The 18,269-nt window shown below is 46.2% G+C and carries 16 protein-coding genes; 3 read left to right on the top strand and 13 right to left on the bottom strand.

Going from position 1 to position 18,269, the window contains the following annotated elements; genetic code table 11:
* Positions 1-45 precede the first annotated feature (45 nt).
* The 9 genes from grpE to gpr form a co-directional block, all read right to left on the bottom strand.
* Complete coding sequence (gene grpE / locus ASG89_RS28055) at positions 46-609, bottom strand: nucleotide exchange factor GrpE (RefSeq protein WP_057314538.1); 564 nt, start codon at positions 607-609, stop codon at positions 46-48.
* 84 nt (positions 610-693) lie between these two features.
* Complete coding sequence (locus ASG89_RS28050) at positions 694-2,235, bottom strand: TCP-1/cpn60 chaperonin family protein (protein WP_057314536.1); 1,542 nt, start codon at positions 2,233-2,235, stop codon at positions 694-696.
* The gene (gene hrcA / locus ASG89_RS28045) at positions 2,232-3,260 is read right to left on the bottom strand and encodes a heat-inducible transcriptional repressor HrcA (RefSeq protein WP_057314535.1); all 1,029 of its coding nucleotides are present in this window, start codon (positions 3,258-3,260) and stop codon (positions 2,232-2,234) included. Before hrcA ends, ASG89_RS28050 begins: the two co-directional genes overlap by 4 nt.
* 110 nt (positions 3,261-3,370) lie before the next feature.
* On the bottom strand, positions 3,371-3,844 hold the full coding sequence (locus ASG89_RS28040) for an N-acetyltransferase (protein WP_235549958.1): 474 nt from the start codon (positions 3,842-3,844) through the stop codon (positions 3,371-3,373).
* Positions 3,845-3,985: 141 nt separating this feature from the next.
* Positions 3,986-5,137 carry a radical SAM family heme chaperone HemW gene (hemW, locus tag ASG89_RS28035; protein ID WP_057314533.1) on the bottom strand — a complete coding sequence of 384 codons (1,152 nt, stop codon included), beginning with the start codon at positions 5,135-5,137 and terminating at the stop codon, positions 3,986-3,988.
* Positions 5,138-5,223: 86 nt separating this feature from the next.
* Positions 5,224-7,038 (bottom strand): translation elongation factor 4, encoded by a 1,815-nt coding sequence (lepA, locus tag ASG89_RS28030; protein WP_057314531.1) that lies wholly within the window; start codon positions 7,036-7,038, stop codon positions 5,224-5,226.
* 73 nt (positions 7,039-7,111) lie between these two features.
* Positions 7,112-7,504, bottom strand: coding sequence for a DUF3679 domain-containing protein (locus ASG89_RS28025; protein WP_057314530.1), 393 nt, complete (start codon positions 7,502-7,504; stop codon positions 7,112-7,114).
* Between the two features lie 29 nt (positions 7,505-7,533).
* Positions 7,534-8,769, bottom strand: a complete 1,236-nt coding sequence (gene spoIIP / locus ASG89_RS28020; protein ID WP_057314529.1) for a stage II sporulation protein P — start codon at positions 8,767-8,769, stop codon at positions 7,534-7,536.
* A gap of 182 nt (positions 8,770-8,951) precedes the next feature.
* Positions 8,952-9,950 carry a GPR endopeptidase gene (gene gpr, locus ASG89_RS28015; protein WP_057314528.1) on the bottom strand — a complete coding sequence of 333 codons (999 nt, stop codon included), beginning with the start codon at positions 9,948-9,950 and terminating at the stop codon, positions 8,952-8,954.
* 352 nt (positions 9,951-10,302) lie between these two features.
* On the opposite strand from gpr, the gene ASG89_RS28010 reads away from it, so the two are divergent.
* Both ASG89_RS28010 and rpsT read left to right on the top strand, forming a co-directional pair.
* Positions 10,303-10,746: a hypothetical protein gene (locus tag ASG89_RS28010; protein WP_157276845.1), complete on the top strand. Its 444-nt coding sequence runs from the start codon at positions 10,303-10,305 to the stop codon at positions 10,744-10,746.
* Between the two features lie 623 nt (positions 10,747-11,369).
* Positions 11,370-11,621, top strand: coding sequence for a 30S ribosomal protein S20 (gene rpsT, locus ASG89_RS28005; RefSeq protein WP_056609803.1), 252 nt, complete (start codon positions 11,370-11,372; stop codon positions 11,619-11,621).
* A gap of 83 nt (positions 11,622-11,704) precedes the next feature.
* Here rpsT and holA read toward each other — a convergent pair whose 3' ends face one another.
* The 4 genes from holA to ASG89_RS27985 all read right to left on the bottom strand — a co-directional run bounded on the left by holA (position 11,705) and on the right by ASG89_RS27985 (position 17,542).
* A complete protein-coding gene (gene holA, locus ASG89_RS28000; protein ID WP_057314832.1) occupies positions 11,705-12,724 on the bottom strand; it encodes a DNA polymerase III subunit delta in 1,020 nt (339 codons plus the stop codon).
* A 207-nt stretch (positions 12,725-12,931) separates the two neighbouring features.
* The gene (locus ASG89_RS27995; protein ID WP_057314525.1) at positions 12,932-14,164 is read right to left on the bottom strand and encodes an anti-sigma factor family protein; all 1,233 of its coding nucleotides are present in this window, start codon (positions 14,162-14,164) and stop codon (positions 12,932-12,934) included.
* Positions 14,161-14,730, bottom strand: a complete 570-nt coding sequence (locus tag ASG89_RS27990; protein ID WP_414813297.1) for an RNA polymerase sigma factor — start codon at positions 14,728-14,730, stop codon at positions 14,161-14,163. Before ASG89_RS27990 ends, ASG89_RS27995 begins: the two co-directional genes overlap by 4 nt.
* 232 nt (positions 14,731-14,962) lie before the next feature.
* Positions 14,963-17,542: a DNA internalization-related competence protein ComEC/Rec2 gene (locus tag ASG89_RS27985; RefSeq protein WP_057314523.1), complete on the bottom strand. Its 2,580-nt coding sequence runs from the start codon at positions 17,540-17,542 to the stop codon at positions 14,963-14,965.
* Positions 17,543-17,797: 255 nt separating this feature from the next.
* Between ASG89_RS27985 and ASG89_RS27980 the strand changes: the two genes are divergently transcribed.
* Positions 17,798-18,253 (top strand): MarR family winged helix-turn-helix transcriptional regulator, encoded by a 456-nt coding sequence (locus tag ASG89_RS27980; RefSeq protein ID WP_057314521.1) that lies wholly within the window; start codon positions 17,798-17,800, stop codon positions 18,251-18,253.
* The last annotated feature ends 16 nt before the right edge of the window (positions 18,254-18,269 follow it).

The raw sequence follows: 18,269 nt of genomic DNA, 5'->3' as shown, positions 1-18,269 counted from the left end.
CCATAGGAACGTCATTAGTTTTATTTAGACATGGAATAATAACTCTTATACGCTAACTTTAACCATGGCAGGTCGGATGACCTTATCCTTTAGGATATAGCCTTTTTGCAATTCTTCTACGACGATACCTTCTTCATGCTCCTCAGATTCCACTTGCATAACAGCCTGATGGAATTCAGGATTAAATGGTTGGCCAACTGCCTCGATAGGCTTAAGTCCTTCGGCAGATAATACTTGATCCAAACCGCGGTATGTCATATCCAAGCCCTTCACCAAAGCGTCGAAATCCTTCGTCTCTTTGCTTGAAGACAGCGCGCGATCAAAGTTATCCACAATCGGTAATAGCTGCTCAATCAATTTTAGCGAAGCGTATTTCGCGAAATCTTCCTTCTCCGCTCTTGCACGGCGACGGAAGTTGTCGAAGTCCGCTTGAACGCGTAGTAAACGCTGATAGTTTTCTTCGGCTTGCACACGCGCCTGCTCCAATTCGCTCGATACCGTAGCTTCCTCGGAAACGTCTGCTCCAGCTTCTCCAGTCGTTGCTTCGTTGTCGGCTGCGTATGTAGTGTCCATGTCTTGTTCGACTGTTTTGTTATCTCCAGTACTCAATTGTCCTTCACCTCCTAAACATAATACACATCTATTAAACCATCATACGACCAATCGACTCATTTGCGCTTAGTTTGCCCATCTTTAGTTCTCTTCAAAAGGCTGCTTCATCTTAATCACTGTATGGATACGCAGCACCGCGGCAGCTACTTCACCAGCCGCTTGCAGGGCGTGAATTTTCACATCTGTCGGATCCATGATCCCTGCTTCCACAAAATTCGTGATCAACCCTGTATCACAATCGATCCCTAGGCTGTCCGTATCCTGCGCAAGCTGGGCCGCTTTCAGCTCTTCAACCTTCTCGAGCGGATTGTAGCCTGCATTCACGACGATTTGAGACAATGGCTTACGCAGTGCTCCCGCAACAGCGGCCACACCAAAGCCCTCCATGCCCTTCATCGTCTCGCGCACACGCTCCAGATCATGCGCGACGGCCATCTCCGCTGCGCCGCCGCCGGGCAAGTACCCGCCGCGCACGGCGGCTTGGACAGCTGACGCAGCGTCCTTCGCGATGCGCGAGCGCTCATGCGCCGCTTCGCGCGTCGCAGCGCCAACGATCACGGTCACGTGCTGCTCGCCGTGACCGCGCGCTACGCGCACGCGCTCTAGCCGCTCGTCATACGCGGCATAGCCCGCGTGACCGAGCGCAGCGCTCAGCTCCGGCGCGCTTTTGCGCAGCGCCGTGCGCCGCACCGGCCTAGCGCCGGTGTGCTCGCTCAGCAGCAGCAGGTCCCTGTGGGACAGCCGCTGCAGCACGAGAATGCCATGGTCGGAGCAGAACTGCTCCGCCTCTGGGTCAACCCCGCGGTCTGATGCAATCAGACCGACGCCAAGCTCCAGCAGCGAGCCGAGGGAGCTGCGGAAGAGCTCTCGAAGCTGCATGTACCGCTGGAAGCCTGCCTCGGTGACCAGCGATTCCTCGCTGACCGCCTCAGGCTCCAGGGCATCATGCAGCACGAGGATGCGGGCATCTCGGCGCTCATGCCCCGGATGCAGGTTCATCGGCTTCTGGTTTAGCAGAATGCCGGTCCATACCTCGCTGCTCGCTTCTTCATGTGCGAGCACGCTGTCCGCGAAGCGATAGCCCTCTTCGCGTAATTTCGCCTCTCCGACTGCTTCAGCAGCTTGTATGATAAGCTTCGCGATGTCCGTTTGCTCACGCCCAGCAGTGTAAGCAATTCGCTGCAACGCGGGATCTGTCAGGCCAGCAATCTTACGACTGCGGCCCTGCAGGCTCGCTACGGCCAATTCAATACCCTGCAGCATGCCAGTGACAACCTTGGCGACAGGAACGCCTCGTGTAACTTGTGCGACGCCTTCTTGCACCATGGCTCCGGCAAGCACGGTCGCTGTCGTTGTGCCATCGCCAATTTGGCGTTGCTGACTGCGAGCAACTTGAATCATTAGCCTGGCAGCGGGATGGGTAACATCCATCTTTTCCAAAATGGTTACACCATCGTTGGTTATAATGACATCACCTTGGCCGCCGACTAGCATAGTATCTAGTCCTTTAGGACCCAAGGTTCCTTCAACAGCCGAACAAATCGCTCTGACAGCTGCGGCATTATTCACTAATGTAGAGTACCTTTCTTCGCTTTCACCGTGCATGGGTTTGACTCCTGTCATTTGCCATACCAACGTCCTAGGACCAATTCCATATGCTTCGATAGATGCTCCATTAAGCCAATGACTCTACCGTATTCCATACGAGTTGGTCCCAAAATACCAATCGTTCCAAGCGGCGTACCGCCAATGGAATAGGAAGCTGTTATTAAACTGCAATTCGTTATGGCTTCGATACTATTCTCAGCACCGATTTTAATCTCAATGCCTTCATTAGACGGTGTAAATAACTTGATAAGGGTTGGTGCTTCTTCCAGCAGATCAAAAATACTCTTCACTTTCTCCACATCCTTGAACTCAGGCTGTGTGAGCATATTCGTCATTCCACTGAGGAAAACACGGTCCTTCTCATCGCTTTGAAGCACGCTTTCCACCAAACCAAGAAGCTCTTGATAGCCAGTGACATATTTGCTTAACTCATTAGAAATCTCATTGTAGAGCTTCGATTTAAACTGAACTAATGGCACATTCTTAAGCCTAGTGTTCAGAATATTAACGACCTTCTCGATTTCCGACATCGGAATTCCTTCGGGAATCGTTACTGTCTTATTTTCAACATGACCCGTATTCATCACTAGGATCGCAACAGCTGTCGTATCTGAGATCGGAATGATTTGGAGATGCTTCAATGTCGTGCTAAAAACTTCAGGACCGAGCACAATAGACGTGTAATTCGTAAGACTGGAGAGCATGCCAGCAACGTGCTGAATAACACCTTCCATCTCTTGAATTCGTTCTGCGAAAGCCCCCTTCATGGAGTCCAAATCATGACTATGCAAGGAGCCGTGCTGGAGCAAATGATCGACATAATAGCGATAACCTTTGTGTGAAGGAATACGACCTGCGGACGTATGAGGCTGCTCAAGATAACCCATTTCTTCGAGATCAGACATTTCGTTACGTATGGTCGCTGGACTAAAACCAACATTCCCACGCTTCGAAATACTTCGCGAACCTATTGGCTCCGCTGAACGAACGTAATCATCAATGATTGCACTTAAAATCATGCGTTGGCGCTCTGTCAACATGAGTACCCCTCCTCCTCACTTCTCACTATTTGCCACCTTCGTTAGCACTCGTATTTAGTGAGTGCTAAATCCTAATACAAAAATAACAGACCCTAAGGTCTGTTGTCAAGTCAATCCAAACGTTTAAGTACGGCGATTTCGTCGCAACAATACTGTTTTTTGCAATGCATGCAATCTCTCCAAACCTTCTCAGGAAAAATCTCCTTCGGAACGAGTGTAAAGCCGTTTTTCAGAAAGAATGCCACTTCATAAGTAAGGGCCATAACTTTAATAATTCCTTGGCTTCTTGCCTCCTCAACTAGGAAATCAACAAGCTTGCCACCGATTCCTTGACCCTTGTAGCCAGACGTCATCCCAAGTGAGCGAATCTCAACAAGATCTGGTCCCAACCTTGTCAATGAACCACAGCCGATTAATAAGCCATCGAATTCAGCGACAACAAACGTATCAATTTGATCTTGGAGCATCTCCCTGCTCCGCGGCAACATGATGCCCTGTTTGGCATACCCCTGTATAATTTCGAAAAGCTTATCGATATCATCCACTGAAGCTTTTCTTACAGATACCGTAGTTGATGTATTCACGCTTCCCCACCCACCATTCGCACAAAAATGCATAAAAGCCACGCTAGCGCCCTGCGGCTTTCCGCTGTTTCGCTTGTGGATTCATGTATAAATATACAACAATCCGTATAATTGCACAAGCGTTTTTTGCGCTATGCCGGTTTAACTTAAGAACGAGGCAAAGACTTCATTTCCTAACAAAATACCGTGTTTGGATAGACGATAACCATCTGTTGTTTGCTCAATCAGTCCTTTGTTTATCCAGCTTTGCAAGGTTGCTCCAAAGTGGGATTCGATCGTCTCACCGAATTGATCCATGAAGTCCTTGCTTCGCACACCCTCTAGCAGTCGCAAGCCAACCATCATAAAGTCTTCCATGGCCTCCTGCGGTGTTACATCGAATTGCTCCATGATTGGTAACCCAAGCTTCGTTGCATCAATGTAGGGTTGGATGCCCTTCACATTCACATGACGCTTACCATTCATATACCCATGTGCTCCAGCACCTAATCCATAGTAGGAGCGATTGCGCCAATACATCGTATTGTGTCGACTTTCACGACCTGGCTTAGCAAAGTTACTAATTTCGTACTGCTTGTAACCCGCTCCCTCCAGCCTTTTCATAATCAACTCGTACATATCGACTTCCTCATCTTCACTCGGGAGCGGCAGTTGGTTTTTGTTGAATAAGGTGTGGAATAGGGTGTTTTCTTCTACTTTCAAGCTGTATATTGAATAATGCTGCAAATCGAGTGACAGCGCCTCATCTAAAGTAGCCTGCATAATTTCTACGGTTTGCTTCGGCAACCCAAACATAAGGTCGATCGATAAATTGTCAAAGCCAAGCTTCTTCGCATTAGCAATGCTTCTATGCACATCATCTGTATTATGAATACGGCCGATCGCCGCAAGGATGTCATTGTTAAAAGACTGCACACCGAAGCTGATGCGATTTACACCGCCAGCTTTCATAACAGCCAATTTATCTTCATCCGTTGTTCCCGGATTAGCTTCCATCGAAAATTCGACTTCTGTACTGTCCGCTGGAAAATAGGTCCGCACAATGCGTAAGAAGCGTTCCATTTGATCTGGCAGCAACACAGTTGGCGTTCCTCCGCCTACGAAGATCGTCTCCACCTTCTGAGGTGAATGGTCCCGTACCGTGAGCTCCATTTCACGCTCAAGCGCATCTAAATATTCCATAACGGGTTGACCCTTGAGCACGTAAGAGTTGAAGTCGCAATAATGACATTTATTCGTACAAAAAGGGATATGAATGTACACCGCCGTAGGAGCTGTATAAGTAACTAACATAAGGGTATTCCTTTCCACTAGCTTGCAAATTGAGAAAAAGCCAAGGGACAGCGTACGCTGCCACCCCAGCTTTTGGTTCCATGCATCTATTCGTCGATTTTCAAAACAGCCATGAACGCCTCTTGCGGCACTTCTACGCTACCGACCTGTTTCATGCGTTTTTTACCTTCTTTTTGCTTGTCTAACAATTTACGCTTACGAGAAATATCACCACCGTAACACTTCGCAAGTACGTTCTTACGCATCGCTTTAACCGTCTCACGCGCCACGATTTTCTGTCCAATTGCCGCTTGAATCGGCACCTCAAACATTTGCCGCGGGATAAGCTCCTTGAGCTTGTCACAAATGATTTTACCGCGATGATATGCGGTGTCACGGTGAACAATGAAGGAAAGTGCATCCACTTGTTCGGAATTAAGCAAGATGTCCATTTTCACTAGATTGGATTTCTTGTAGCCACTTACTTCATAGTCAAAGGAAGCATAACCCTTCGTCCGTGATTTCAGCATATCGAAGAAGTCGTAAACAATCTCTGATAACGGGATCTCATAAGTCAATGTCACTCGGTTCGTATCTAAGTATTCCATATTCAAATATTCGCCGCGTTTACCTTGACAAAGTTCCATGATTGTCCCTACATAATCATTAGGAACGATAACAGAAGCTTTGACGTAAGGCTCCTCAACGAAATCAATTCGTTGTGGGTCCGGATAGTTCGATGGATTGTCAATTTCCATGACATCACCATTCGTTAATGTAATCCGGTAAATAACGCTCGGTGCCGTCGTAATCAACGGAATGTTAAATTCACGCTCGATACGTTCTTGAATGATTTCCATGTGCAGAAGTCCTAAGAATCCGCAACGGAAGCCAAACCCTAGCGCTGTCGAGGTTTCAGGCTCGAACCGCAAGGAAGCATCATTCAGTTCCAGCTTTTGCAGCGCTTCGCGCAAATCGTTGTAATCGGTCGTTTCGATTGGATACAAGCCACAGAAAACCATTGGATTAATGCGACGGTAACCTGGCAATGCCTCTAGTGAAGGGCGATCTGCTTCCGTTACCGTGTCACCGACACGGGTGTCTCCAACATTTTTGATACCGGCAACGATAAATCCAACATCTCCAACCTCTAGGGAAGGAACCGATGACATTCTTGGTTTGAACGCACCTACTTCAATAACTTCAAATACTTTGTTCGTAGCCATCATTTTGATTTTGGAGCCTGCTTTGATCGAGCCATCAACGACACGCACATATACGATTACACCTTTGTAGCTATCGTAATGAGAGTCGAAAATCAAAGCTTTCAGTGGAGCATCAGGATTACCTTGTGGAGCCGGTACCTTCAAACAAATCTGCTCTATAATTTCTTTAATACCGATACCAGCCTTGGCTGATGCAAGAACAGCATCACTAGCGTCAAGTCCGATCACATCTTCGACTTCTTGCTTTACTTTATCCGGGTCTGCGCTTGGTAAATCGATTTTATTAATGACAGGTAATATTTCTAAATTATTTTCCAGTGCTAGATATACGTTCGCTAGTGTTTGAGCCTCAATACCTTGTGCCGCATCAACAACCAGCAATGCACCTTCACAAGCAGCAAGACTTCGTGATACCTCATAGGTAAAGTCTACGTGTCCTGGTGTATCAATCAGGTTAAGGATGTAATCGACACCATCATCAGCGCGGTAAGCCAATCTCACCGCTTGAAGTTTAATTGTAATCCCCCGTTCGCGCTCCAGATCCATCTGGTCGAGAACTTGCTCTTGCATCTCACGTGAAGACAATGCACCTGTATACTCCAGAATACGATCAGCTAGAGTTGATTTACCGTGATCGATATGAGCGATAATTGAAAAGTTGCGAATTCTTTGTTGTCTTTCTCGAATGTCCGTCATGCTAAAGACTAACCCCCACTACATGCAAATAATTTTCATTATAGCAGTTGTGGGAAGTCGGAGCAATGCACACCTACCCTTTGCCCAAAACAGCATCAAACAATGAAATAAACAATTTAATGCCGTGGTGCGCCGTTATCTGTAAAAGCTCGCCTAATTTATTGCCTACTCGGTTCAAAGAATTATCATGAATAGCAACAGGTTCAGCTTTGGGCTCAACGGGTTGTTTGTCTTTCACCGCCGTGTTTTTAACAGGAGGTGTAGGCGTAGGAGTTGCTTGGGCAACCGTCGTCACTACTTTTCCCGGGACCTTTGTTGGAGCAACTTGTTGAGCTGCTTTGGAGGAAGGCTGAGGACCTTCTATGCGTTCCATGCCGCTGGATGCTAGACTGACGCCGAACAAGATACAAAACAGCAGTAAGAGTCCAAACAAGCCAACCTTGATATAAAAGTGCCTCAGCCTCATTATTTTTCCCTCCTCCATTGTTAGCGCACTTATGAGTTTTTAGGTGTAGTTGTAGTCACGGGTGCATCCACTTTTTTCGCGTTCAAAATAACTTCCGATATCGCTTCTGCCAGCCAATCCGTTGTCCGGTAGCATTCCTCGAGAGTATTGTATGGCCCTCCGACCTCGATCAAAATACTATTTGGCGAAATGTTCTGGTTATACAATCCGTTGCCCTCACTGGCCTCTTTGGCATGAATCCCCTTTGAAACGCCCGGGTGCTTCGCTTCCAGCACTTGATGAATTTTCCTAGCAAATTCCTCATTCTTTTTCCAGTTTGGGTTTTTTCCTCCGATAATAAAATACACTTGCGCGACATCCTTGCCTTCTATCGTGGCTGTTGTTTTGCTACGCGCTGCTGAATCGCGATGAATATCGAAAAAGTACTGTAAATCCTTATGCGAAGAGATCGCTTCCTGAAGGGTTTTGGCCGAATACTTGTAGGAATACGGATATTCAAAACCTTTGACCGTACTTGGATAAACGGTAGAGGAATGCACAGCACCGATGCCATCTCTCTCTAAATTCTGAGCTAAGCGTTGCCCGACGGAGATGATATTCACTTTATCACTGTAGGCTTTATCTGGATCTGTCACACCTTTCAGCTCCGGTAAAAATGATTCATTACTGTGCGTTTGATAGATAAAAGCAACATTATCGCCGGCTGTTTTCGGTGGTTGAGCAACTGCATTGGGAGAAGGGGGTGAACTATTGACGGGTGTCGGCTCCACGGACGGCGATGGTTGTGGAAATCTAGCTTCAGCTTCCAAATTAGTTGAGATCGGATTCAGATCATAAGGAGCGCTCGGATTCGTTTCACTTCCACTCACCAATACTGTCGATTTATTCAGACCCATGCCAGGCACTTCGCTTGCGACTAAGCTCTTAGGATCACTTGGATTAATATCGGTCAGCATTTGAAAAGCGAAGTGAAACACGTTGTGCTGGGAAAAAGTGAACTTTTTCTGATCCTTATTTAAATGAGGGACTTCCATACCCAACATATCGATAAAAAACTGATTCGTGACCGATGCGGCGAGACCTTTCATGGATGAAACAGGCGATGTGGACATTAATCGGCTTTGCAGGACGCCACCCAGACCAATTAGGACGAATAGAGCTAAGGTCGAGGTGCTGAGGACAATAAACGTTTTCCCGACGGAACTGGCGCTCTGAAAGGTTTTGCGAACTTGGCTGAAATTCCATGTGGCTGATGTCCATTTCATAGTAAACCATGCCTCCTAAACTATCTTAATTCAATCTATGAAACGAGCCCGAACGATAGAACTAGTTTTCGCTAGATTTTTTTGATAGAAAGGATAGAAGATTCTTGATTCGATTGTGATAGGCAGCTCCAACGCCAAAAAGAACTGCCCCCACGTAAAGTAGGTTCAGTTCTCTCCTTACATTAATGCGTATACGCAGCTACATTATCGACATCTACAGCGTCATGTAGGGCCGCATTCAAGCCGCTGGCAATGATATTGGCTATATCCTCAATAAACTGGTCAATCTCCTTCGGGGTAACGAGTAGATCGTGTCCTACGGGGTTTAACACCTCTTTAACCAACTGTAGTCGCTCTTCTTCGTTAATATTGTCCAAAAGTCCAAATATCTGCCCCGTATTGTTCGTTTGGCCGCTAAAATGCTTCTGCATGAGATCAAAGGCATTATTCACAATTGTTGAGGCATATACGACGGTAGGAACTCCAATTGCAATAACTGGAATGCCTAGCTGCTCCTTCGTCAAGCCTTTTCGCTTATTGCCGATTCCAGAACCTGGATGAATTCCGGTATCCGCGATCTGAATGGTCGTGTTGACACGATCCAAGGATCTAGAGGCAAGCGCATCTATGGCGATGATGAAATCAGGTTTAGATTTATCCACAATCCCTTGCACGATGTCGCTGCTCTCTATCCCCGTCGTACCCAGAACACCAGGCGCCACAGCACTTACGGCTCGATAACCTGGGCTCACATCCTCGGGAACCAGTTCAAAGTAATGACGCGTCACCATAATATTTTCAACGACTAGAGGTCCCAGAGCATCGGGAGTCACGTTCCCATTACCTAGCCCAATAATCAGGGCTTTCGCATTTTTGGGAATGCCGACTTGCCGCAGAAACTGCTCAAATTCCTGAGCTAACTTTGTTGCCACGCGATCTTGCAGCTGACTGTCTTTCTCTCGCAACGCAGGTACCTCAATCGTTATATAATGACCCAGAAGCTTACCGAGCGCTTTGGAGCCTTCTTCGTTCAGGACGTTAATTTTGGTGACACGTATCCCGTTTTCCCGTGTGAACTCTTGTTCAATACCAGGAATCGGTTGCCCCTGATTGGCTGCATGAGCCATATCCCTTGCATCTAGTGCAAGATCGGTCTGTGTGTTAAATATGCCTAAGTCCATTGGAGGTCCCCTTTCATACTTGCACTGTGTTGCTTATTGTGTGACAGTTGCCGCGGCGTTATACAGAGATAGGAATCACTGAAAATCAATAGTTTTGAAAGTAGACAATTGTAAATGTCTGTCAGAACGCCATGAAGATGATATGCTCAAAGTAACCAAATATGCTAGATCTTCTCGCGCAAAGCATGCGCCGTTTCCACTTCTCACTAGAGTTGTGAAACGGCGCTATTTTTATTTCGAATGGAGAGTTATGGAATGACATTGAAACAATTTGACTGCGTACACCAACAATGGCTGAATTCACATTTAGCCAAAAGGAAAGGCGAAGCCCTAAGGAAATTACTGACTGGACATGCCTTTGCTGAAAAAGAGTTTCTTCGTTTACTACCACTATGATAAATTGGATCGAAGACAATACTCGAATCAATGGGTACGTCATATGCACCTTGTGAACGATGGTTGGATCATTGTACGAATCAGCCTAGATGACATTAGGGAACGTCCACGTCTTTGGCAAGCGTTGCTCCAGCAGCTTATTGGAAGATTGTTTGGGGAACACGAATCTAATGCAAGTCAGTTAAGTGGCCAAGAAAGAGATATTCTGCGGTTAGCCTTACGTTTAGAACGTCCGATCAAGCTCGCGGATGTGAAAGAAGTGCTGCGTTGCGGGTATGATACTGTGAGAAAATACATTAGACGCTTAGAAGAAAAGAAATGGCTTCTTCCCGAAGTTAAAGGCGCGGCTAGGATACATACTTGGATAGTAGATACGACTCGCAGACCGCCATTGTTGTGACATTGCGCTGGAATATTTTCGCGCTCCCGGGGGTTGACGGGGTGACGGTGCGGGTTGCGGGCGCGGGTGGAGTTACTGCTGCTACTGCTACTGCTACTGCTACTGCTACTGCTACTGCTACTGCTACTGCTACTGCTTTGCTACTGCTCATGAATTATGCACTTTGCGTGCTCCATCTCCCTATACGTTTTGTTCTAGTTCCCGCTCAATGCCCTCACTACTCGCTCTGCACTCACTCCATTTAGTCCGAATTTGCCGACTTAATCACACTTTCCGCCTCATCAAATCACAATTAGTCCTAAAACACCCAACTAAATCAACCAAAACTACCTTCACACGAGGAAAATGGCAATTTAGTTCGGTAAAACCTGACTATTTATCATTCTTAGGAAAGAATCCCTGATTTAGTTCGGGAAAATCGGACTATCTCAGATTCTGAGGTGAAATGAAGTCAACAGTAGCGAGTATCATCGTTCATGAACACCCTGAGCAGCTACTGATGACCACTGAAAACCTATTGACAGGTCTTGCAATTTGAAATATTGCGTGGTAGAATACTTAAAGTTGTCAGCAAACATACAAATGTAACGTTGAACGTGTTTTGTAAGTAGGAGGTGAATTTCATGCCAAACATTAAATCCGCTATTAAACGAGTAAAAGTTAGCGAAAAGCGTCGTCTTCGCAACGCTTCCCACAAGTCCGCTTTGCGTACTGCTGTGAAAGCTTTCGAAACAGCTTTAACCCCTGAAGCTTTAGTTTCTGCTTCTAAGAAATTAGACAAAGCTGCTTCTAAAGGTTTAATTCATAAAAATGCCGCTAACCGCAAGAAGTCCCGTCTAGCTAAAAAGCTAAACGCTCTTTCGGCTCAAGCGTAATTCACGGACATAAAAGCAAAAGACTAATTCTCCTAGGAGAATTAGTCTTTTTTCCATTTAAGTGAATAAGGAAAAGTCTCTTCCTAGGCAGCAAGCCTAAGAAGAAATAATTCCAAACCTAACACTTTATCGATTTTCCCCGTTTTCATCTGCAAATCCAGATCAGCCAGCTCACCCATAATTCGGCTCAACTTCTCCCCATCATACTTTCGGGCCTGTCCTTCAGCAACTTTGACCGCAAAAGGATGTAAGCCAATCTGAGAAGCCATCTGTTGCTGTGAATAGCCCTGCTTTCCAAGTTCCTTCACCTGCAACATGATCCGAAATTGTCTGGCGATGAGCGAAGCGATTTTGATCGGCTCCTCACGCTGCTTCAGAAGCTCCTCTAAGATCACAAATGCTCGCTCCAACCGCACATTCACGATATCTTCAATAAGGATGAATACATTCTGCTCCGTGCTTCGAGCAACCAATTGATCAATTACGTCAGGAGAAGCTACTCCTTCCGCACCTACGTACAAGGAAATCTTCTCAAGTTCGGCCGATAACGATTGCAGGTTACCTCCGGTGTACAGGATCAATTGATCTGCCGCGCCACCCGAGAATGTAAAGCCTAACGCACTCGCTTGCCTAGCTACCCATTGCGTCAATTCCTCCGGGCTCAAAGAAAGGAAAGGCACTGCGGCCTCCATGTCCTTTAAAGTTTTGACGATCTTCTTACGCTCGTCCAATTTATCGGCATCTACTGTGAACACCACGACCGTATGCTCCGCAGGTGATTTCAAATAGGCTGTTAAGCGATCCATATTGTGCTCTAGCTTCGTATTTTCCTTTGCACCAGTGAAAAACAACGCATTTTTAGCAATGACCAGCTTCTTAGGCACCATAAAAGGTAACGTTTCCGCATCATCTAGTGCAGATGAAAGCGGCATTTCACTCAAATCGAATTTACTCACTGCAAATTCCCGATCTTCTTGCCCCATTAATGAATCCGTCAATATCTGAATAAATTCGCGCATTTTATATTTCTCAGGTCCGTAGCACAAATAAACGGATGCTGGGCGGCCTGCTTGTATATCTTTTAATGCTCTTTTGGCATCCATGACTAGCATTCACCCCTCCTGTTTATTTTAACAACAACAAAGGGATTACGTCAAAGCCCTAAGACTTTGAAGCAATCCCTTCGCCAGTCTATTTAAACACCGACTTAAGGCCCTAGAAACCTTAACTCGTGTGGATGAATGAACTGTTCCATATTTCCTAAGATAGTTTACGCAATTTCAGCCAAATTGGTGCAACCAATCTTATTTTTATTTATTCGTTTCTGTTTTCTCTTTGACATCGATAAGTATCGTTTGAAGCGATCCCTTACTAATAACCTCATAGAACAGCTTGTCATCCTTCGACCATTCCAACAACTTGATTTGATCCTCTGCTTGCCATGTAAGTTTGGATGCAAATACAATCTCAAGCGTGAGCGTATTTCGAATAACTACGTGCGCATCTTCAATCGCTGCTTCATAAATGCCCGTTGTAGACTTTAGCTTAGCTTCATTTTGAGGAATTGTTAATGAGAAAATCCCTTGACTCGCACTGATTCGGTCTGAAGTCGAAGGATCAATCGAAGGTACAGGAGCCATCTTCTTGACTGGTGACTCCGTCGGCTTCGGTTCAAACGTTGATTGCGGTACGTTTAAGCTAGCAACAGGAGTGGTCGCCTCTGCACTAGAATCAACCTTATTCGGCTTTGGAACAACCGTATCCGGATCCCTCAACCTCTCTGGTGGCGATGTAGATGGTGCTACCTGTCTGGTCTCCATGTCACTGCCATTAGCTGGCGAGCTATAGGCACCTGGCTTTTCTAACTGCGCTTTAGGCGTTGCCTGCGGCGAATTCCCACCGGTACCAGTAGAAGTGTCAGCAGGTTCTGTCCCTTTTGCAAACAAATCCGTCGTTGGCGCAATAGGCGATCCTTCATTAGACATAGCGTTTTCCTTGTTTAATGCGATGTCCTCTTTCGCAACCTTTTGATTCAAGTCTGATGTTGCAGTTACACGATTCTCAGCTACACCGCTTTTGGAATCAGAGCTTGAACGAGACATAATGCCATCCGCATTGTCAATAACAGGATTCTGCATGTTAAATGCGAAAAATCCAATAATCAATCCCGCGGCAACGACACCGCTTGCGAATTTCCACGAGAACTGTTCTTTAAATCTACTCACCCGAGTGTGCTTAGGCATGTCTTCTTCTGATTCGATCTTAGCAACCTTCGTTGGAAAGACAACGACATTGTCCGCATTTGACATCTCATTTTGTTTATCCAATTCTAGCAGCTGTGGCATAATAGCATCAACTAAGCTGAAAGGCGGCATAACTTTAGGAAGTTGGGACAATTCGTTCGACAATGCCTGCAGACGCTCAAACATCTGTGCACAGTCCAAACAATGCATTAGGTGAGCATGCAGCTCGTTTTCTTCTTTTGGAGCTAAATCTCCATCTAGCTGTCTTTGCATGTATATCATCACCTCTTGACATTTCATCCCCGAACACCTCCTTTCTGATAATCTTGGAGTAACGACTGTAAGGTGTGTCTAGCTCGGAATAAGTAAGACTTCACCGTATTGAGTGGTAAATTGAGCGATTCTGCAATTTCATGATACGAAAAGTCCTGCAAATAACGGAGAACAACCACAGTTCGATGGTGCTCGGGTAGCTTTTCAATGGCCTCTCTTATATCCTGAGCTAAATAGCCTGTCAATATTTCCTGTTCTACATCAGTATCCGCTGTGAAAGTCATCTCATGCTCATCCATAGAAACCGTTGGTTTCGCTCTGCGAAATTTATCGATGCAGATGTTCGTAACAATCCGCTGTACCCACGTTTTGAACAGAGCTTTTTCTTCATAGGAATTAATCTTGGTATAAATCCGAAGAAGAGCTTCCTGTGAAGCATCAAGCGCATCTTGTTCATTATTCAGAATATAAAAAGCCGTCCGATACACGTGAGACTCAATCTCTCGCAATAGGGTAATGAGCGCATCACGGTCACCGGCTTGTGCTGATCTTACCAGTTCGGGTGCTATCACTGGGATCCCTCCCCCTTGCATTCTTACAGACGCAATCACATCTCATAAGGTTGCAATTTTTTTAGAATAAATATATTAATAACTTGCATCTATCAGAATAACAAATATTGAGCCACATAACATCTTTTAGACGTAAAAAATGAAAATTAGTTTCACAATAGTTGATTTTTCCAAAAGAAAAAGCCCTAGATGACCATTCCCGCCAGGAATGATGCTGCTATGGCCTAAACTTTTGAAGCGAATGAGAGAATTGTCATTTCAAGTTCCATAACTTCATTCGTGTGAAAATCCCCGAATTCCGCACCTCCATCTGCACTTCACCCATTCGATCTGTGCGATAAACGGCCACGTTTGCATCAATTAGGCGATCCGTAATTTCTGGAGAAGGATGGCCGTAAGTATTCATAGCGCCTACCGAGATTACAGCCACAGCTGGTTTCCAGTATGTCAACCACTCTGTGGTGGTGGAGGTTTTACTGCCATGGTGGGCAACTTTAAGAACATCGATTATGTTGTGGTTTTTTGATGTGGCGGAAGGATTCCTCTCACTGACCAGTAATGCAGGGTGAGTTCGTAAATAATCCAGCACTGCCGCTTCGGATTCTTTCTCCATATCTCCAGTAAACAGCCAACGTGTCCCTTGCATTTCAAGTAAAAAAACAACGGATCTCGCATTCTGCTCTTTGACAATTTCTATCATTGTCGGATTCGTTTCTAATGGATAAATCACCTGCAATTTCGTAACGGGATCGATGTCGATCCAATCATCAACTTGCGCAGGTAATAAGGGGACTTTCTTTTGAACCAGTGTGCCAAAAAAGGTCGTCATACTGCTGCTTTCCTTAAATGTGCCGTTAAATAGTAATTGTTTCACTGGAATTTGTTCAATAACAGCCTGTAAACCGCCACTATGATCAGCATCCTCATGAGTAAGTACGACAAGATCTAGACTTTGAATGCCTCGTTTTTTTAGGAGAGGCACTAGCAGTTTTTGCCCTACTTCAAACGGATCTTTACGGATCTTCCACTCATCACCTGCCTTACGGAAAGTGAGAGTCCCTCCTCCATCGATTAATAAATGGCGACCATAAGGCGTTCGTATCAGAATGGCATCACCTTGCCCAACATCGATAAATTGAACTAGGCCAGTTCGTTGAAATCGGTTCGGTGAATACCCCATCCATAACAGAACAACAAAGCCGCCAATCGCAAGGAGCAAACTAAGTTTTACGCTCATTCTTTGGGTGCTTTTCCTAGAATCCACCTCCAACATAACCGGAAGCTCACCCTGCGAATTTAGGTAACTACGATGCCAGAGTATATAGATAATAACTAGGAATCCGTAGTAAAAACAGATCCAAGGTATACTTGGAGATGGCCAAATCATGGTGAGATGAGGAATCTTCTGAAGCTGATCGGTAACCCAGAATATAGCTTGATTCAGCAAGGCAATTAGATGGCCTATTCTTTGACCTAAAGGAACGTAAATTAGTCCGAGCGCTAGCGCAGCCAGCCCTGCCGGAAATACAATCATGCTAATTACAGGGACTAACACAGCATTCGCTAACCAAGATAACAAGGAAAACTGGTTGAAATAGTAAATCGAAACCGGAAAAGATACGGATTGAGAAACTAGTGTGATGGCGAGGGTGTTTTTAAGCGTGGGAGAGGTGAAGTACGCAGATAATAATTCGGTTACTCGTTGTACACCAATGATGAGTCCAAGTGTGACTAGAAAGGATAGCTGGAAGCTTACATCAAGCAAAAAGTAAGGATCCCACACAAGCATGGCCCACGCGGCCACTGCAAGTATGTGCAACACCTCTTTCATTCCTCCGCGCCGTGCGGCATACAGAGCGATCATCGACATAAGCCCTGCCCTGACGATGGACGGCGATGCCCCAGTCACGAGAACGTAGAACGGGAGCAGGCTCATACAAATCAGCAGATAGGTTTCTTTTGTGACTTTAAACCGACGCAATATCCAGATGCATACGCCTAAAAATACAGCAATATTCAAGCCTGAGATTGCTAAAATATGTGTAAGCCCCAGCTGCGAAAATTGCTGGAAGCGATCTGGATCTAGATCGTCTGTTAGGCCGATTAACATACTTTTCATGAATCCAGCCTGTGACGCTGGAAAGATCAGGTCCATGCGCCTGCTGAGCGCCGCGCGCAGCTCGTCGTTCCAGCGCAGCAGCGCGGCGACGTTGAGCTGCGCTGCCGCAGGCTGCACCTGCGCCTGATCCACCCCTTTGGCTGATAGCAGCCAATGGATGTGGTGAAGGCGCAAATATCGGCGGTAGTCGAAGCCGCCGAAGTTGCGGGCCGGGGACGGGCTGCGCAGCGTCCCCGTTAGTGTGAGGGCGTCGCCGCGGCGCCAGCCCGACGCGATCGTCTGCTGCGCCTGCTCCATCAGGCGCAGCGAGACCTGTACGCTTTCCCCACGAAGCGGGAAAGCGGTGTTGTCTGGGAAGCGGACGGACTCCGCTTCCAGGGTGAAGCTAGACCTGTCACCGTCAATGGTGACAGGGCTGGCAAACCGGCCGAGCAGCGTGACCTCGCTGCCGTCAGGGCTGATCTGCTGCTGCTGCGCCAGCGGCAGCGCAGTGATGTTGCGCTGGTCGGTCCCTTGATAATAGCCGTAGGCTATTACGACCAGCAGCAAGGCACCTAGCGGCTGCCGGCCAGGCAGCCGCAGCGCATAAATAACCAGAAGCGCGGCTAACAGCAGCGCGCTTGTCATCCAGGACAGCCAAGGGAGCTCAGTATAAATCGCGAGCACATAGCCACTTATCCACAGACAACATCCTTGAACAACTGGTCTTTTCATGTGTAGGATCCCTCCTTCATTTTCACTTTCTTACGATCCTATACAAAGAACCTCTCCCTAGCGCGCCCACAATAGCTGCACTAGAAAGAGGTTCTTCCCCTTAACTACATTCAGTTTAGTTATGAATCCTTCAGACTACTTCCTCATCCTCATACCTGAACAGGATTCTGATTCTAATTTCATAAATACGATTGACAGGCAAAAGCACATGCATTATATTCGTTGTACATACAAAATACAAATGGAGGGACTACCATGACGAACAACTCTCAAACCCCAGAAACAAATGACAATGAAGCTTTTTTGCATCAATGCTTATACTTCACTACGAATCGTCTAAGTCGGGCAATTAGCCGAATGGCCGACGATGCATTTGCAACAACAGGTCTTGCACCTGCCTACGGTTATTTACTCAGACTGGTTGTTGCAAAACCTGGAATTCCTCAGAAAGAGCTTTCAGAAAAGCTCTATATCACACCATCTACACTCACCAGATTTATCGATAAGCTGGAAAACAAACGACTCGTGGAGCGCCAAGTGAAGGGTAAAACTGTACTCGTCTTTCCTACGGAGAAAGCCTTAGAACTCGAGCCATCCATTCGTGCAGCATCGAAGGAGCTTCTTCGTTCTTATAAAGCTATTCTTGGAGATGAAATCGCGACTATTTTGACACAATCTTTGGAATCAGCCAGTGAGAAATTAGAAATATAAGTAGAGGTGTAGATTT

Origin of the sequence: Paenibacillus sp. Soil766, assembly GCF_001428105.1 — a bacterium.
In the GTDB taxonomy this organism is placed as follows: Bacteria; Bacillota; Bacilli; order Paenibacillales; family NBRC-103111; genus Paenibacillus_E.
Note: the sequence above shows the minus strand (reverse complement) of the source record. Positions and strands in the feature narration are given on the sequence as shown.